This is a genomic window from Mesorhizobium huakuii, assembly GCF_014189455.1.
Taxonomy (GTDB): Bacteria; Pseudomonadota; Alphaproteobacteria; order Rhizobiales; family Rhizobiaceae; genus Mesorhizobium; species Mesorhizobium huakuii_A.
On record NZ_CP050296.1, the window covers coordinates 6,356,595 to 6,373,730 of the forward strand.

Genomic DNA, 17,136 nt, shown 5'->3' on the forward strand with positions numbered 1-17,136 from the left:
GATCATAGACGAGATCTCCCAGGATCGGTCGGCTTGGTCGCCCGATCGCGGAGAAAAAGACTACCTCTCGACGTGGACCAGAAGGAGCACGCGCCCGACCATGACCCGGATTTGCACACCAGGCTAAATCAGCGGATCAGGGTGCGCAGCCTCGTCGACCAGAAGCACAAGAAAGCTCAGCGTCCTCGCCAGATTTCCCGGGCCGAAACCTCCAGTGGTCGGAGCGGTCGTGATCGTCATTTTGATACTTGGTTTCCTTGGCTTGCGACACCCGCACCTGAGGGTTTGGCCGCGCCCCAGGATTGTCCCGGGAAGCATGCGGCGCTAGCCCAACAGGACGACTGCGTTCATGCTTTTATCTTATCCTTGGCGGGGTGCGCGCTCAGTGCCTGATGCCGCCACCGTGCCGTGTCTTAGCCAGTTGATTGTTAAATGCCGAAGCCTCTTCGAGCGTCTCGAAGGGCATTGCGCTGACAGTGCCGTCAGTTGCAAGAACAACCGCCAGATAGGGAAAGCCGCGGGTTGGCGGAGAGTAGACCATGTAGACAGGTTGTGAGTTCTTCATCGCCCGTTGTAGAGGGCGCGCGGCTCCTCGCCAACCGGGGAATCAGTTGGCGCTCGCTACACGCACAAATTGGCAGCGATCTCTGGGAGTTCGTCCTTGACGGCAGGTATTGACCCCTCGCCCTGTACCGAAAATGATCGCCCGCCCACCTGCTAGAGACGGGCTACCCAAAGGCTTCGGCTAAGGAGTCAGGGCAGAAGCATTGGGGTGGCTTCTCTCTTATAGACCCGACCATGATCTGGAACGATCAGTTGGTGCCTGCTTGGCTAAATACAACCGTGCCGTCGTCCTTGCGAACCTCAACCGCTACAATGCCTTCCTGGGCTCGAGCGGGAAAGCTCGCCATGGCGTGGTCCCGTGCGGCCTTCTCGGCGTCGAACGGCACCTTTTCTATGATGCCCTGTTTGCCATACCAGATAAGCGTGTAGGCCACGTTGGGGGCGTTCCTTTTTCTGCCGTTGTTTCCTCGCGGACTGGCCAAGGTGTCGAAAAAGACGATCTTAGGGACGGCATGCTCTCGGCGGGATATTACTAATCTGGAGACATATCTCAACGGGAAACAGTCGAACCGCAGGGCGAGCAGGTATTGCATCGCAGATCCAATACTCAACGCCGCCTTTGCGTGGCTAGTTTTCTGGCCCCTTCTACCCGAGTCGGGCGTTGTGTCTTTGGCGAGGTATCTGAGAGATCTTCATGGCGGATCTGCCGCCTTGAGGTCGACACCACGCCGAAGGCACAATCAATTGTGCCGCAAACCAATGTGTATGTAGAAGGTGGTACTCGACGCTATGCCTATTTTTTCAGTGAGGCACTCAACCGTCTACCGGTACAGCCGACCGGTAAGGTTCGGCGAACACCGGTTAATGTTCAGACCTCGCGACAGTTTCGATCAAAGGCTTCTCGACCACGCCCTGATTATCGATCCAGAGCCGAAGGAGGTCAGATGGATTCACGACGTTTTCGGAAACTGCGTTGCGGTGATCGATTTCGTGGAGTCTGCCAAGACACTGCACTTCGAAACCGCTATTCGGCTTGATCACACGCCTCAGCTTACGCCTGATTTCCGGATCGACGAGGCGGCACTCAACTATCCGTTTTCCTATGAGCCTGACGAAGTCCTCGACCTCTCGCAGACCATCGAACGCCAGCATCCAGACGAAGGCGACGAAATCGGAAAATGGGCGCGCCAGTTCTTGAGCGCCGCCGGGCAGACCGAGACAGGCAAACTGTTGATGACGCTCTGCTATGCTATCCACGAAAGCTTTGTCTATTCCCGTCGGACTGAACCTGGGACGCAGCCACCCTTGGTCACGCTCCATCTGCGGCGGGGCACGTGCCGTGACTTTGCACTTTTCATGATGGAAGCAGTTCGATCGCTTGGCTTCGCCGCCCGCTTCGTGACGGGATATGTCTATGTCCCAACCCGAGATAGTGCGGATGTGCGGGGCGGAGGCTCAACGCATGCCTGGTGCCAAGTCTATTTGCCAGGAGCGGGTTGGGTCGAGTTCGATCCGACCAACGGCATTGTCGGCAACCGGGAACTGATCAGGGTGGCAGTCGCTCGTCACCCACGGCAAGCCATTCCTCTTTCCGGCAGCTATTCTGGTCCCGCATCAAGCTTCTTGGGGATGCACGTCGAGGTGAAAGTGACCAAGGAAAAAGAGCAGACCAAAGTTGCAACTCTTTGATATTTTCTGGGAACCGTTTCTTCAGAGCGGAGTTTGCACCGCTCCTGAACAAGGATCGTCGGAGCTTTGATGCGAATACGCGCTGGTTATAACCTCACTTACGAATGTTCCCAGCCAACACCGATGTTGCTGGTCCTTGAAATCCACCCGTCGCGACGCGTCGACCTTCTGACTGACCAGGTGATTGGATTTGATCGGCCCATCGAAGCCAGGGGCTACATCGACAGTTTCGGCAACGCATGCACGAGGATCGAAGCTCCTGCCGGACTGACGACGATATCGACCACATTTGAAATCTATGACAGCGGGAAACCTGATATTGTTGCGCCCGATGCCATACAACACGATATAAAAGACCTGCCGGATGAAATACTGAGTTTTCTTCTAGGCAGCCGATACTGCGATACCGATCGACTGGGTGATTTCGCTTGGGCGACCTTCGGCAACACTAAACCTGGATGGTCTCGCGTTCAGGCCATCTGCGATTTCGTTCACAATCACATAGCCTTCAATTATCAAAATGCCGACGCATTGCGCACCGCGCATGGCGGCTTCACGGATCGAACCGGCGTTTGCCGGGACTTCGCCCATCTGGCAATCACTTTGTGCCGCTGCATGAATATTCCCGCGCGCTATTGTACCGGTTATCTCGGCGATATCGGCATCCCGCCGGTGGCGGATCCAATGGATTTCAGCGCTTGGTTCCAAGCCTATCTCAGCGGTCATTGGTTCACATTCGACGCAAGGCACAATCACCCGCGCATCGGAAGAATCCTGATGGCGACCGGCCGGGACGCGATTGATGTCGCCCTCTCGACCAGCTTTGGTCCGTCGAGACTGGCAAACTTCGAAGTTATTGCCGAAGAGATTGCGGCCTAGAAATCTTGCAACAGCCCAAAGAGATTCTGTAGCCGGATCCTACCGGCAGTCTGCGCCGGCTGAGGCAAGGTGCTGCCAGCCCCACCACCATGACCGCTGACTAGCGGGCAAGTCGCAGTCGACTTTCGAGGTCCAGATTGTCCCCTATCGGTGAAGGAGGACGGCTTCGGCGTGGCGACGGATCCCGAAACCATGGTGGCCGGTCTGCGTTTAGGGCCGACAGGGTAACCCTGGCAAAGTGTCCCGGAAAAATGCGACCGATTGACAAAGATAGAGACGCTAAGCAACGGGGCGATTTCCTGCTTCAATTCTGCAAAAAACTTTCTGGCAGCACATTCGCTTCCATGGCGGCAGAAATGAACGCAATTCTCACATTCGAGTCGCTGCATCGCCCTATCCGCGCCTCGACGAGGGCAGCCAGTGCAGCAAGGAACTTGGGTCCATCCGACGGCCAATCACCATTGGTGAGGACGTCGCTCATATCGACGTTCGAATACACCACGCGGATTCCATGCTTGGTTTTGACGGGGATGCCGGATCGAACTCGGTTCATCAGTCACAACGTCAATGTATTTTCCAAGTTCCTCTCGCTAGTAAAAGCACTCCCAAGTGTTCGAGCCAATGAACGAATGTTTTGCGCTGGTGCGAATCAAAAGGATTAGGCACAGGATCGGGTAAACGAAAGATATTCGCCGAGATGCGGCCATTGCGGTGGTTCAGGATGCGTACGGAACAGGTCGAATGAACGGATCTCGACATCACCTGATAATCGATCGCGACGCGCTCGCCGGCTTGCCGACGCCGGCAAGCTGCCCGAACGCTGAACGTCTGGGCCAGTAGCGCCTGCACAATCAAGGCAGCGTCAGCCCGCTGCGATACTAGACGGCCGATATAGACCGGCAGTCCGTGCGCCATCACCGTAGACGCGTGACGCAGCGGTTTCGTTGTTATCGAAATCGGAAAATCGCTTGACGACCGGCCTGACCGCTCCAGAGTCATATTCATGGCATGGGACATCGAGATCGGTGATGAGATTACGTTGACAGCCACCATCGTAAAGGTGCTGCCAAGCGGCCGCGCCAGCGTCAGTATTCCGACCTATAACTTCCCCTTCGCGATCGATGCTCCCATGAAGAAAAGGTCGGGTGACAAGGTTAGTCTCGTCGGGAATGTCATCCGCGTCGATGACCAATGTGGGAAGGTGACCGTTAAGGTTGGCGGTCTGGTCACGGTCGACATCGCCTCGATAATCGCGCACGGAAAGAGGCGAAAGTCAAAATCCCCACCGTCCAGAGATTGGCCCGACTAATCGCTTTTGCTGGGATGACGGAAAGGCCTGCGCACCCCCCGAACGACGGCCACTGGAGTCGTGCAAACCATCGACGGAGCGACTGTCGTGGAACGAATTGCCATGAACCACATTTAGGTCGGTTAAGTCGCGATCGGGGACTCGGATGAATGAAGTAACGCAGGAGAACGTTGTCGTCTCCAAGAGTCCGGAACTGTCCAGTGAGGATAGTAGGTCGTTCGATTATCAGGATTTCTTCGAGAACGGGGCCGTCGCGCTCCATCTGGTAAGCGCGGATGGGGTCATCCTCCACGCAAATCAGGCTGAGCTTGACCTTCTCGGCTTCAGTGCAGAAAAATATGTCGGCCGCCACATTGCCGAATTCTATCCCGACCGCGACGTAATCGATGACATTCTGTCACGGCTGACCCGTGGTGAGAAGATCACGCGATATCCGGCGCGATTGAAAGCCTGTAACGGATCGATCAAGCATGTCGAAATCACGTCGAGCGGCCATTTTCGGGACGGCAAGCTGATCAACACCAGGTGCTTCACGGTCGATGTTTCCGACCTGGAGCGGACACGCATGGAGTTAAGACAGCAGGGCAGCACCTACCACCAGATCCTCGATGGCCTTCCGGTTGCCATCTACACGACCGACCAGCACGGCACGATCACCTACTACAACCGCGCCGCCGCCGATCTTGCGGGCACAGAGCCAAAAGTCGGCAAGGACAAATGGTGCGTGACGTTCAAGCTGTTCACTCCCGATGGCAAGGAATTGCCGCATGACCAGTGCCCGATGGCAATTGCGCTCAAGGAAAACAGGCCGGTGCGCAACCAGGAAGCCATAGCGCGCCGTCCGGACGGATCCTTCTTTCCGTTCCTGCCATATCCCACACCGCTGCGGGATGAGCACGGTAATCTGATTGGTGCCGTTAACATGCTGCTGGACCTGACGGACCGCCAGCGTGCCGAAGAGGCAAGGCAGCATCTCTCAGCAATTGTGGAATCCTCGTTCGACGCGATTGTAAGTAAGGATTTGGACACGATCATCAAGAGTTGGAACCACGGCGCCGAACGGCTGTTCGGCTACAGCGCCGATGAAGCGATCGGTCGGTCGGTGACCATGCTGATCCCCGACGACCATCAGGACGAGGAACCCCGCATCCTCGAACGCATCCGTCGCGGCGAGCGGGTCGAAACGTACGAAACCGTCCGCCAGCGCAAGGATGGCAGCTTGGTTCCTGTCTCGCTGACAATATCGCCTGTTCGCAGCGCAACGGGACAGATCGTCGGCGCATCGAAGATTGCTCGCGACATCACGTCGGCCAGGGAAAGCGAACAACGTATTCGCATGCTGATGCGCGAGGTCAACCACCGGGTGAAGAACCAGTACTCTGTCATCCTGTCTATGATCCGCGAGACCAACAAACGATCGGAGACGCCTGACCAGTTTGAACGCCAGGTGCGCGAGCGCATCATGGCGCTGTCGCGATCCCACGACCTGCTGGTATCAGCCGACTGGAAGGGCGCAACAATCAATGATCTGTTGGTCGCCCAAGCTAAGCCTTTCCCACGGGGGAGGTTATCGCCATGTCCGGCCCACCCTTGGTCCTCAGTCCCAATGCGGTGCAGTATCTCGGGATCGCCTTCCACGAACTCGCGACCAACTCGGCCAAGTACGGCGTGCTGTCAGGCGATGACGGCGAGATCTCGGTTACATGGAACACCGCTGGTTCCGGTGCTTCAAGGCTGTTTCACCTTAACTGGGCCGAAACAGATGGTCCGCGAATCCAGACGATCGGACATGGCGGGTTTGGAACCGTGGTGCTGAAGCGGGTTGCGCCCAACGCGGTTGGTGGGCATGGAAATCTCGAGTACGGCGCGCATGGGGTCACCTGGAGCCTGGAAGCGCCCCTGGCTGCCGTGGAAGCCTCTGTTGCCAATGGAGCTTAGAAACCCGCAGGCCGCGTTCTACAATACGCCGAGTTCGGCGAACGGCGTAGCCTAAGTCGCGTTTCACGGATTATAATCGCAGTAAAACCGGGTTGGAGTACAGCGACCACGGCGCCGCTGTCACGATCGTGGCAGAAGGAACGCGCCTCCGGGTCCACTCGGCAATGATTTGGCCGAACTGCTCTGCGAGCAAACGCAACCGCGCTTGAAACGCCGCTACAGCAATCTCGATTTGCGGTACCATTTCACGTTGAGCCCGAGTTTGCCGTCTAAAGGGGATGGCTGTCGCCGAAGTCCTTGAGACTTGCCCGCTGCGGCCGTCCGCCTAGCCAGCGGGCCACCCTCCGCCACCGCCGCACAGCGCCTGCAGCCCCCATCGCTCTGAGAACCGACGGACGGGCCTTTTCGACGGCGCCGTTGCGTGGAACCGACAAGCACCTGAATGTGCTACGTTATTTAGCCGATGGGCAGATCGAGATGATCTTCTCTAGTGATAATCTACCCGGGTTGTCAGATCATACGATCGAAAACCGATGGCCCGCGCCTAACAGCGCGGGCCACGTTGGGGTCTACTGGGCAACAATGATCCGCTGTTTGTCGCGATTCTGCGCGTAGGTACCCTTGTCATAGGCAGTCTGCGCCTCAAGCTGAGCCTTGGTGAAGTTGGTGTAGAGATACCGGTTGCCATCCTTGTCGGACAGGAACTTCAATTTCTCCAGGCCAACAGCAACTGGCTTTTCGCCCATGCCGAGGAAGCCGCCGACGTCGACGACGACGGCATCAACCTTCTTGTCGCCGCTCAGGACGACATCTCCAATCTCGCCGACTTTTGCATCGTCGGCGCCATAGACCGTGGTGCCGATGAAATCCTTGGTGCTGATTTTATCCATCGGCATCTCGGTCAGCGAAGACTTGTCGATTGCCGCTGTGGCCGTGTTGTCCGTCGTGGCTGGCGCCGCTTCATTGTTGGCCGCGGTAGCTGCGGCATCAGTGGTGTTCGAGGCCGTTGCCGTGTCGTAGACCTTCAGGTCAAAATCCTTTTGCGCTTGAAGGTCTTCCTTGGTGGTTTTCGCGACCAGCCAGCGCTCACCCTTCTTCTCGACCCACTCGGCCTTGCTGAAATCGTAGGCGACGTTCTTTTCCCCCAGGCCCAGGAACCCGCCCACGCCGATGATAATGTACTTGGCCTTGCCGTCCTTCGAGAGGACGATGTCTTTGACATCGCCGATCTTCGCGGCATTGTCCGCGGCGCTATCATAGACGGCGGCGCCTATGATCTTGGTGACGAGGCTGCCGTCTGCAACGGCCGCCGGCGCTGTCGCCGCAGTGGTCGTAGCGGTGGCAGGTTTGGTGGCATCTTCAGCGGCGGCCCCTGATACCCACAGGCCAGACGACAGCAGGGTTGCTATTGCGGTGGTAGCCAAAAGTTTGCCGATCATGGTACGTTTCCTTTGTGCGTTAGTGTTGATGCACGCCGCGTTCGGCCGAACCATTGCAGGGAGGCTGAACGCGGCACGGTTTGCCACCACACAACGGGCCGCACGATGCGAAGTTCCCCTTGGAATTTGGAAGTCGCCTGAGAGGGCTAAACCGCTGCGATCTCGCATTTTTTTGAGCTTGCACGGCACTGTATCGCGGGAACCTTGTTGGCTCCCGGACGTTCCCCCGTCGAACCAATTGCGGTTCGCGGAAAGGGGAAAACTATGCAGAATCCTGGCGTCGGTTGGCTGGCGGCGATCATCATCGGCGGTATCGCGGGATGGCTCGCTGAGATGTTCATGAAAAGCAACATGGGCGTGCTCATGAACATCATTTTGGGGATCGTGGGAGCGATTGTCGCCAACCTCATCCTTAGCGTGCTTGGCATATCGTTGGCCGGCTGGCTCGGCTATTTGGTCGCCGGCTTCATCGGCGCGTGTATCTTGATCGCGGTGGCCCGAGCAATAAAACGCTAGTCCGCGAACTATTGCGGTTGCCCTCAACCTGAACCCTTCGTCCGACGAAGGGCTCAGGTGCTTCAGCCTATGCAGTCCGCCCATGGAGCGGAGACGACCTGTTCCATGAAGGCAACACGGCCATGGATCGAAAAACCCCTTGGCGCATTTATTCTCCGGCCAATCGAGGCTTCAGGAGAGAACCCATGAAAAAGACACTGCTCATTTTGAGCCTGCTTATTCCGCTCGTGGCATGTTCCCGTACGGAACAAGGCGCTGCCGTGGGCGGCTTGGGAGGTGCCGCGATCGGTGCCTCGGTGGCCGGCGATCCGGTACAAGGGGCCGTCGTTGGTGGTGCAGTTGGCGCGATCGCCGGTGCGGTGATCGGGCACGCCAGTGAGGCCGGCCAGTGCCGGTATCGCGATCGTAATGGGCGCGTTTACATTGCCCGGTGCCCGGACGGCTACTGATACCTCAGGCGCGTGATCTGTTGCGATCACGCGCCTTAACCTGGCTAGGACGATTGGATGGCCTATAGAGTCAAAACACTGCTCATTCTCTGCTTCCTCTTTCTGAGCTCTGCTGCGACAGAGCCTTGAGGAAGACTGTGAAAAAGCCCGCGCCTCTGGCGGAGAGCGCGGGCTCCGATCGAGTTTGCGAACCCGATCTTAGCAGATAGCGAGGGGTCGTTATCTGTCGTCGATACGAACTCTTTGCGCCAGCTAATGTTCCAGGAACGGGCGCAAATGGAAGCCGCACGTATCACAAACTCGGTGGCCCACCCCTCAGACCAATGCCGGCTCCAGGCAGGCGGTCGCCCCGCCCCCACCTCTTGTTGGGGAGATTGCGCCATACGCAGGACAGGGTGGAGGATCATCGTCTTCATCCCGCCGACGACGATGCGGCCAAGGGGCCCATGCGCTTTGACGTCGGCGACTATACGGCTTTCCCCAAATCGTGCCTTTCCGATTTTGGCCTTTGTCGTCCGGTGTGCCCTCCAGAGCCTTCAGAGCGCGCAGGATGTCGTCGATCGTTGCTATCGTTCCGTCATCCCGCTGACGCAGCAGAGGTATGCCGGGAACCGCGCAGGCGTCGGATGCCCAGGAAGCCAAAAGAGCACGCTTCTCTTCGACACTCAGTTCGGGGAGGCCCACGACATCAGCTGGATGAGTAATCCCTTGTGGAGGAGTCTTGCATTTCCGCTTTGATAAAAATTCGAATCCGGTTGTCATCTCCATTCTCCGCAATCTGTGCCTCCCGGCTGAGCCTGGAGGCGGGACCGCAGTTTGCGCATCTTCCGAGCAGTCAGGCGACCTTGCGCTGCCGCTGCGTATCCTGGCTGATCTGCTGTTGCTGAGACGGAGCTGCATTGCTCGACGACTCGAGACCAATGCGACGAGGCTTCAATTCGTCGGGGATATCCCGGACGAGATCTACAGACAGCAGGCCATTCTCGAGAGAGGCTTTCGCGACTTTCACGTAGTCCGCCAATTTGAAGATCTGCTTGAAGTTGCGGGTCGCCATGCCGCGGTGCAGAATCTGCCGATCGCTCTCGTCGGCCTGCTTTTGGCCGACCACGATCAGTTCCGGCCCGTGCTGGGTAAGCTCAACTTCGTCAGAGCTGAACCCGGCGATGGCCATGGTTATCCGGTAGTCATTGTCGCCGGTCTTCTCGATATTATAGGGCGGCCAGTCCGAGCGCACGCTGTTGTCGAGCATATCAAAGAGACGGTCAAAGCCGACCGTGGAGCGATAAAGGGGGGCATAGTCAGAGCTTCTCATAGCCATATCCTCCGTAAAGCAACATGGGTTACAAGCGGCGCCGCAGGGCCATCGCGACGCCTGTTCCGTCGAGCCTAAGCCTCGACGGCAATCGATTTGGGAATGACCAAGAAATCGTTCAAGAGCAGCAACGAATTTTTTTGCTCGGCTTCTGGCACCTAGAATTCGAACAAAAAGTCGATTTCCGATTGCTACTGACGCGGGAGAGGTAGCCGGCTGAGCCTGGGCGTCCCTGCCGGCTAGGCCCGAGTTTCGATCGCTGTTTTGTCAGTATCAGGGACCGCAATGACAGCCTCGGTCTTTTGGGCGTGGTTCGTAGCGATTTTGAGTAGAGTTAAAGCCGTTTCATTGGGCGTCCACCCCTGGCCTTCTGCGGCAGTCACCAAGGCCGCGAAGGCGGCTTCCAAGGCGACCTCGCAGTTCACCTCCCTGTCTGGACTATTCTCGGGCAAGATAGGTGCTTCAACGGCTTGGGACATGCTCAGAAAGCGGCTCGCCGACAAAAGGTTCCCATCTCTTTCAAGGCTTCCGCCGCAGCGTTCTTTCGTATCGGTTGGCACGATGCTCTATCCAGGGCTGCGGGGTGTGCGGATGAAGAGGAACGTCGGTCTCCGCACCTGGAATGACACTTCCTGACCAAAACGCGGGCAAGGGCGGCACCGGCTATTTTGTAGGGAACAACCTCCGCTCCAGAGCGTTTTTGTCCCGACGGGACACTCTCAGCTCAGGAGAGTTGTGATGATAAGGAAGCTAGTCCTCTCATCGGTGATTGCAGTCACTTGTGCCGCTACCGCCTTTCCGGCAAACGCCGGTGGCGTCATTATTGGTTTTGGTGGTGGTTATGGCGACGACGATTACGACTACTACCGTCGTGATCGGTATCCAGACTACTACGGTCAAGGCTATTCCCAATACTACGACATGTATGACAACGGCTATAGGCCCCGTTATTACCATCGGCATCATCGGCACCATTGCCGCGTCGTGCTAATCAAGCATTGGCGTCATCACCACCGCGTCATCGAGCGAGTTCGCATCTGCAGGAGGTAATGGTACAGGTCCGGCCAATCTGGCCGGACCTGCGCCTTCGACGAGCGCTCGGTACGTACTCCAGTTCTCGCAGTCGATACGGTACTTAACGCGGGTGGTCTATTTGGCGACTCGGCCGCGCGCCGTTTCGGCTCTAAGCCCTGCGCGAGCCACGCAGTCAGTCGGGGGACATATTCCGGGCCGGCGGCCAGCCTACATAAGCCGTCCATCCTGACAGCCGGCGGCTTGTGCTAAGGCAGGTACCCGTCGCTCTTAGGTGGACTGAGAGCGACGGCGGAACTGCAACTTTAGCCGCAAGTGGGACGCTAAAACCGCCCGGTAAATCAAGTCTTAAAATCATCTGGGTCGGCCGGCCATAGGGTCCCTTGGCTGGCAATGGTCTCGCGATCCGGCGCGCTTTACCGGATCGCGAGATGCCTTGGTCAGTTGGCGCTGGCGACGGGCGCCACAAGCGGCGTGATGCGGCGGATAGCGACGCGGCGATTCTGTCGTTCGGGCCCCGTCGTATTCACCTTAAGGTAGCTCTCGCCGTAGCCTTGGGTCGTCAGGTTCTCTGGCGCGATGCCAAAGGCGTTGGTGAGGGCCTCGGCAACTGCCTCGGCTCGCTGGTCGGACAATGCCAGGTTTGCATTGTCGCTACCGACCGCATCGGTGTGGCCCTCGATCAAGAAGGTTTCCGCCGGGTTCTTCTTCAGCAGCCGCTCCATTGCGTCCGCCACGCCTTGCAGTTTTTTGACTTCGCTGTCCGAGATCGCCGCCGAACCGGTCTCGAAATTCAACGTGTCGAGATCAACCCGCCGGGCGATGTCGCGCACACGCGCCGAGCGCTTGACCTCGTCGACCGAATAGAGGCGCTGGACCTTTTCCACCGGCGGTTGCTCGAGGAAGGTGTAGTAGTCGCTCGCATCCTCTACCAAATCGGACTCCAGGATGTATTGCTTGCGCGGGATGTTGAGCCGCATCGGTGGCAAGTCATCTCCAGGATCGCGCCAATCCTGCACGTCCTGGTAATACCTCTCGTCCACATAGCTCAGCACATACTCGCGGCCGTCGGACGTGATGCGAGAGCGCTGGATGACGTCGCCATAGCGGTTGCGGATGGTGACGATTTGGTTGCCGTTGTCGCGAACGATCGTCTCGCGTGTGCGGCCGCCCGGCAGATCCTCGTAATACACATCCTTGGCACCATGGTTCATTCGCGGCGCTTCGTCGCTCTTCACTATCGTCCGGTTGTTGAACTGGATGATGATCCGGCCGCCAATTTCCGTGAGGACATCGGCGCCTTTTGGGCGTTCCGGCGGCTGACTACCTGGCGCCTGGTCACGGCGAGTACCCTTTTCCTCCGTCACCGGAACGATCTTCTCAGGCTTGATCTCCTGCTGCGCTGCCTTGTCGTCCGCTGGCGGTGGTCCGGCGTCTACGGGGGCAACCGCAGGCGCGGCGGCCTGACCGCCATCGCTCTGCTGAGCAGCGGGGTTGGCGTCCTTGCCCGGACGTTTTGCATCCTTTTCGCTGTCGAGGACTGGTGCGGCGTTAGGATCCGCTGGCGCCTCGCCCTGGACTGGCTTTTCGCTTTGGGCCGGCGCCGCCGGCTCACCATTGGCTGGCTTTTCGGATGTTGCAGGCTGCTTATCGGTTGAAGGTTGTTCTCCAGTCACGGGCTGCTTTGGTGCAGGCTGCTCGGTGGCAGGCTGCTCGGCGGCAGGTTTCTTTTCGGGTTTGTTCGTCGGTTCCGCCGGCTGTTCGCCGGGGGGCCGGGGCAGGCTCGCCAGCCGGCGCAGGCTCGGACGAAGGCGCGGGCGCGGCCGGTAGAGCAGGCTGTTCCTTCGCGGACGGTTCAACCGGTGGGGTAGGTTCTGGAATTGGAGTTGCCTCAGACGCCGGGGCTGCCTCGTTTGGTTTTGGAGTAGGCTGTGGTTCGGTCGCTGGAAGAGGAGCAGCATTGTCGGACGGAGCCTGTTGCCTCAGCGCGCAGGCTTCGGCGGACTCGCCCTCCTTACATTTCAGCTTGATAAAAATAGGCGGTGCAGATGCGACGAACCGTGCGGTACCGAAGGCTGCGCTGCTGAGTGCTGCCCCGAACGGTGCTGAGGCGATCAGCAAACCCAGTGCGGTGCTGGCCAAAATCTTTGGTCGGCGTGTCATTTGAATTCTCCGTGTGGCGTCCCGTCGCTATCCAAACTGGGCACTGCCACATTCGTTCCGCTCATTCCGAATGATAAGCTCCCCAACAGAAACGACGGGGATTACTTCGGAAGAGGGGCGGCAAGTTGCCGGGCTTGGCCGGGGATTCAGTCGAAGGACGGCCGCCTGTTCCCGGGCAATCTGTGTCTGTTATATCAAAAACGCCCGCTGGCCGGGAGCCAGCGGGCGACGGGCCTTCCGGCCCTTTTGACCGCTTGGAGGGACCCAGCGGGCAAATGGCTTCGGCGCCGCGATCAGACTTGCGGGCAAACGACTTTAGTCAATGTCAAGAAATCGGTCCGGTTCAAAGTGGCGTAGATTGCGAGCTGGAAGCTGTTGCTTGTGCCGGTCATCGGTCTTGATCGAACCTCGAGGCGCCTCGGACAGACTGGCATGGTTCAGATGTGTGCAGTGCTCATAACTATGGTCGCGCGCTCCGCAGCGAGAACAACACATGGGGATTTGGTCCAACAGCATTTACTAAAATGCGCGACTTGAGTTTTGGTTGCCGAGCCCAACCAAACGGGTGCTTGATTAAGGTGACGTGGCGCGGTTCAACGTCTAGGGCGAACAAGAATGGCTGTTTGGCGCCTCGCGATGGACTTATTACAAGCTTGGTCGATAGGCGCCGCCGCCGCCAGCACCGCGCAGGCTTCGGCCTAGCGACGGCGCACAGATTACGCGTATCGGCCCAGATGCGGTTTTCCTCCCACCGGATGCGTATCTGTACTACATCTTCCTGATCGGTCACGAAATTGCCGGCGCCAGTACTATTAGCTATCCCGCGTCTGTCTCCAACGCCGCAGCCGATGAAAAGTGGGAGAGCTCTGAAAATCCCGATGTACTGTAACGACCAGCAAAACCGCGAATAACAAGACGAGCGCAAACGCTAACCCAAAAACCCAGCCCATTGGACCTCTCTCCGTTACCCCCGACAACGCGCTGCCGGACACAAAGTTCGCCATCCATGGGCGCGGCGATGGATGGTTAGGTCGCTACAGGAATTCCAATTGTCCGATTTCGATCGTAATTTGCCGTGTCAAGCGAGGCGCAGGCCCATGTTCGGCCGGTCACATCGTTGACTCCGGCCATCCCGAGAGCGTTAGCCGGGCCGCACCTCACGTCCAAGGCGCCGCGCTTCACCCAAAGGTATCAACATGGACGATAAATATTCCAATGCGCGAGAGCACTTTTTCGCAGCACTTCGCACGCTGGCAGCGTCTTCCGACAGCATACAAACGCGCTTGATCGATGCTAATGTGAACATTTTGCACGTCACGATCGATGAGTTCGCTGGGGACCGGGAACTCAAGTTCAAGTTTGCAAAAATACTGATCTTCTGGCCGTCGACCAGGACGATATGGAAACGGTCGCTATTGAGACAACCGCGCATATGACGGATTTTGAAGCCGTCAAAGTCGCAGACCTCATCTGCGATTTTTACTACGAACTCACATAGAGCCCGGCGGTATGGGTGGATGATTTCCGCTTCATCCACCGCGTGGCGCACGCTAGGGACGGCTGAGGTTGATCTGGCTGATCACAATGTTCTTGCCGGTCGCCGGGTCCTTGTCGATCGTCGTCAAACGCATCCCATCGTCTCCAACCTTTTCCAGTCTCAGCTGGGCGGCCCGATCGCCATTGACTTCTTTTGCCCAATGAATGCCAAGGACCAGGGCGTTGCCGGAACGATTGCCACTGAGGCCGGCAGGGCCGGTGCTCGATCCAGTGTATGTGCCGGTATATGTTTTGCCATTGGTCTTGACGTCGGCGCCGATCGCTCGCGAGAAGACCACGTACCCTGTACATTTGCCATCAAGTGACAACGAACTGTCGGTTGCGTTGGACGCGAATTTGCAATTGATTTTGATGGGCTTGGAATCAGCGTCGGTTTTGACCGTGCCCTTGCCAACCCAACTCCCCGCGAATGATTTCAGAAAGGCGCCGTCGGCGGCCTGCGCAGATCCCGCGATGCAAAGCATTGCGGCGGTCAGTAGCCCAAGGTTTTTTGTCATGATCAAATCCTTCAGTTCACCGCAAGCGCGATAGAATGCGCCAGCGCAATGGGGTGCAGATATGGGTTCGCAGCAAATTGCCCGTCTATGCGCTGGCAACTGCCTTCTCTATCTCTTGGGCCGAATGGCCCGTGAGATCCTTGGCGATTTCGCCAACAAGCACGGCCGATAATTTCTGATGATAATGCTTACGCAGTTCCCAAGCGTTCGAGGAGCGGCGATGATGATCAGATTGTCGATTTGTCCGCCGAGAACCTGTCGGTTGAGCAAGTCGGCAGTTCCGGCTGCGAAACTGTCTTCCTCGATTTGACTGTTGTCAGGATTGGCGGAGCTGCTCTGATGACGCGCGCCGGACCCCTTGTTGTCGTTGGTTACGTCTTCGACCGTCGAAGCCGTGAGTTTGGGATTGGCTTCGTCTCCTGAGTTGCGAAACAGGTTGAGCCTCTCGCCGTCAGCCACTGCAACGGTGGCACCTCTAGGAATATCCATTTGGGAGTCTCCGAAATTGCGCCAATCGTCGACTACCCAATTCGATAGATAGCGTGCTGACGTGAGCCTCAACGTCTCAAGTCGCCATTGGATGCTTTGAGAAGAACCTTTTCATTGAGGCCAGCCCACATCTCGCCGGAGAGACCCTTCGTGCCAAGCACCTTGGAGACGAGGGAAACAGCCATGGCAGTTCCATTCAGTTTTAGATTTGGCTAATGATCGGGCTACGGGGGCGCGGCAGCATCGATCCGGTGCGCGTGCTGCTGGACCTGCCCATCAGCGCCAGCCGCGACTGCATAGAGACGCGCGACATCGCTCAGTTGCAGCTCAATCAGGTGCGAGAGAAGCTTGCCGCGCTGCGTTCGCTTGAGCACCGGCTCGAGTTCAAGGATATGGCCTCGCCGGCCAAGGCTGGAGGTTGCTGTGGTTGATTGCAGAGCCCTTACTTTAGCGATGGTTCCAGATCTTCACAGCGGATAGCAGCAGAATGGCAGCGAGCGCTGGCAGGAGTAATTCGTTAGGCACGAGGCCGAGCAGCCGGCCGCCGATGAAAGTGCCAACTATTGAGCCCGCCGCCATGATCAATAGAAACATGCGATTACGGCCGAGGACGGAAAAGCTTTGGTCGCGACTATATCGGGTAAAGCCAACGAGCATAGTCGGCAGGCTTACCACAAGCGACAGGCTGCCAGCGAGTTTGATATCGGCGCCAAACAGGAGGATCATTGTCGGAATGAGGAGCTCGCCGCCGGCGACGCCGAGCAGGGATGCTACAACGCCGATGATCAAGCCGGCGACGACACCGGCGACAGCTTGCGCGGTGCCGACCAATAGAGGCTCTCCCGCTCTGGCGTTATGACCAACCATCAGGATGACCGCGATGGCGACGAGCAAGATGGCAATCACCCTGTAAAGCGATTCAGACTTGAGGCGGGTCGCCCACCCCGCCCCCAGCCATGCGCCAAGGAGGCTACCCGCGAGCAGATTGACGATGATCGGCCAGTCAGCTGCAATGGTACCAAAGGATACCGTGGCCGCCCGGAACGGCAGCGCCGTGGCGACCACAACTAGGCTCATCGCCTTGTTAAGGATGACGGCCTCCAGCGCCGCGAAATTGAAAACTCCAATCAGGAGCGGCAAGCGGAACTCAGCTCCACCAAGCCCAATCAGACCGCCTAGCGCTCCTATCAGCGCTCCCCCACCGAAAGCACCGGAATTGCTGCGGTGTTCACTCGGTTCCTTTGCCAGTGTCATGGGTCCGCTGAGTCTCCGGCCGGATCAGGCGGCAGCACGGTGTTCGTCG

General features: G+C 58.0%; 16 protein-coding genes and 1 pseudogene. 8 read left to right on the forward strand and 9 right to left on the reverse strand.

Annotation, left to right across the window (positions count from 1 at the left end; genetic code table 11):
* Positions 1–812: 812 nt before the first annotated feature.
* On the reverse strand, positions 813–1,157 hold the full coding sequence (locus HB778_RS31000; protein WP_183459449.1) for a hypothetical protein: 345 nt from the start codon (positions 1,155–1,157) through the stop codon (positions 813–815).
* A 196-nt stretch (positions 1,158–1,353) separates the two neighbouring features.
* Here HB778_RS31000 and HB778_RS31005 point away from each other — a divergent pair, with 196 nt between their 5' ends.
* On the forward strand, positions 1,354–2,253 hold the full coding sequence (locus tag HB778_RS31005; protein WP_183459451.1) for a transglutaminase family protein: 900 nt from the start codon (positions 1,354–1,356) through the stop codon (positions 2,251–2,253).
* Between the two features lie 69 nt (positions 2,254–2,322).
* Positions 2,323–3,132: a transglutaminase-like domain-containing protein gene (locus tag HB778_RS31010; protein ID WP_183459453.1), complete on the forward strand. Its 810-nt coding sequence runs from the start codon at positions 2,323–2,325 to the stop codon at positions 3,130–3,132.
* Between the two features lie 304 nt (positions 3,133–3,436).
* Here the strand turns inward: HB778_RS31010 and HB778_RS31015 are convergent, their stop codons facing one another.
* Positions 3,437–3,613, reverse strand: a complete 177-nt coding sequence (locus tag HB778_RS31015; protein ID WP_244661682.1) for a DUF982 domain-containing protein — start codon at positions 3,611–3,613, stop codon at positions 3,437–3,439.
* 83 nt (positions 3,614–3,696) lie between these two features.
* Complete coding sequence (locus HB778_RS31020; protein WP_183459457.1) at positions 3,697–4,137, reverse strand: hypothetical protein; 441 nt, start codon at positions 4,135–4,137, stop codon at positions 3,697–3,699.
* On the opposite strand from HB778_RS31020, the gene HB778_RS31025 reads away from it, so the two are divergent.
* Both HB778_RS31025 and HB778_RS31030 read left to right on the forward strand, forming a co-directional pair.
* A complete protein-coding gene (locus tag HB778_RS31025) occupies positions 4,136–4,441 on the forward strand; it encodes a hypothetical protein (RefSeq protein WP_183459459.1) in 306 nt (101 codons plus the stop codon). The two genes, HB778_RS31020 and HB778_RS31025, sit on opposite strands and share 2 nt — an antisense overlap.
* 145 nt (positions 4,442–4,586) lie before the next feature.
* A complete protein-coding gene (locus HB778_RS31030; protein WP_244661683.1) occupies positions 4,587–6,257 on the forward strand; it encodes a PAS domain S-box protein in 1,671 nt (556 codons plus the stop codon).
* A gap of 691 nt (positions 6,258–6,948) precedes the next feature.
* Here HB778_RS31030 and HB778_RS31035 read toward each other — a convergent pair.
* Positions 6,949–7,905 carry a PRC-barrel domain-containing protein gene (locus HB778_RS31035; protein ID WP_348524640.1) on the reverse strand — a complete coding sequence of 319 codons (957 nt, stop codon included), beginning with the start codon at positions 7,903–7,905 and terminating at the stop codon, positions 6,949–6,951.
* Positions 7,906–8,082: 177 nt separating this feature from the next.
* Between HB778_RS31035 and HB778_RS31040 the strand changes: the two genes are divergently transcribed.
* Positions 8,083–8,334, forward strand: a complete 252-nt coding sequence (locus HB778_RS31040) for a GlsB/YeaQ/YmgE family stress response membrane protein (RefSeq protein ID WP_183459460.1) — start codon at positions 8,083–8,085, stop codon at positions 8,332–8,334.
* Between the two features lie 185 nt (positions 8,335–8,519).
* On the forward strand, positions 8,520–8,783 hold the full coding sequence (locus tag HB778_RS31045; protein ID WP_136619715.1) for a YMGG-like glycine zipper-containing protein: 264 nt from the start codon (positions 8,520–8,522) through the stop codon (positions 8,781–8,783).
* 835 nt (positions 8,784–9,618) lie between these two features.
* On the opposite strand, the gene HB778_RS31050 is transcribed toward HB778_RS31045, so the two are convergent.
* Positions 9,619–10,095, reverse strand: coding sequence for an Hsp20 family protein (locus HB778_RS31050; RefSeq protein WP_183459462.1), 477 nt, complete (start codon positions 10,093–10,095; stop codon positions 9,619–9,621).
* A gap of 738 nt (positions 10,096–10,833) precedes the next feature.
* Here HB778_RS31050 and HB778_RS31055 point away from each other — a divergent pair.
* Positions 10,834–11,145 (forward strand): hypothetical protein, encoded by a 312-nt coding sequence (locus HB778_RS31055; RefSeq protein WP_348524641.1) that lies wholly within the window; start codon positions 10,834–10,836, stop codon positions 11,143–11,145.
* Positions 11,146–11,567: 422 nt separating this feature from the next.
* On the opposite strand, the gene HB778_RS31060 is transcribed toward HB778_RS31055, so the two are convergent.
* The 3 genes and pseudogenes from HB778_RS31060 to HB778_RS31070 all read right to left on the reverse strand — a co-directional run bounded on the left by HB778_RS31060 (position 11,568) and on the right by HB778_RS31070 (position 15,833).
* The gene (locus HB778_RS31060) at positions 11,568–12,986 is read right to left on the reverse strand and encodes an OmpA family protein (protein ID WP_348524642.1); all 1,419 of its coding nucleotides are present in this window, start codon (positions 12,984–12,986) and stop codon (positions 11,568–11,570) included.
* A 1,854-nt stretch (positions 12,987–14,840) separates the two neighbouring features.
* The gene (locus HB778_RS31065) at positions 14,841–15,344 is read right to left on the reverse strand and encodes a hypothetical protein (protein ID WP_183459464.1); all 504 of its coding nucleotides are present in this window, start codon (positions 15,342–15,344) and stop codon (positions 14,841–14,843) included.
* An 85-nt stretch (positions 15,345–15,429) separates the two neighbouring features.
* A pseudogene (locus HB778_RS31070) lies at positions 15,430–15,833 on the reverse strand (host attachment family protein).
* Positions 15,834–16,048: 215 nt separating this feature from the next.
* On the opposite strand from HB778_RS31070, the gene HB778_RS31075 reads away from it, so the two are divergent.
* Entirely contained in the window at positions 16,049–16,264 is a 216-nt protein-coding gene (locus tag HB778_RS31075) for a MerR family DNA-binding protein (RefSeq protein WP_183459466.1), read from the forward strand.
* 16 nt (positions 16,265–16,280) lie between these two features.
* On the opposite strand, the gene HB778_RS31080 is transcribed toward HB778_RS31075, so the two are convergent.
* Positions 16,281–17,087 carry a sulfite exporter TauE/SafE family protein gene (locus HB778_RS31080; RefSeq protein WP_183459468.1) on the reverse strand — a complete coding sequence of 269 codons (807 nt, stop codon included), beginning with the start codon at positions 17,085–17,087 and terminating at the stop codon, positions 16,281–16,283.
* Between the last annotated feature and the right edge of the window lie 49 nt (positions 17,088–17,136).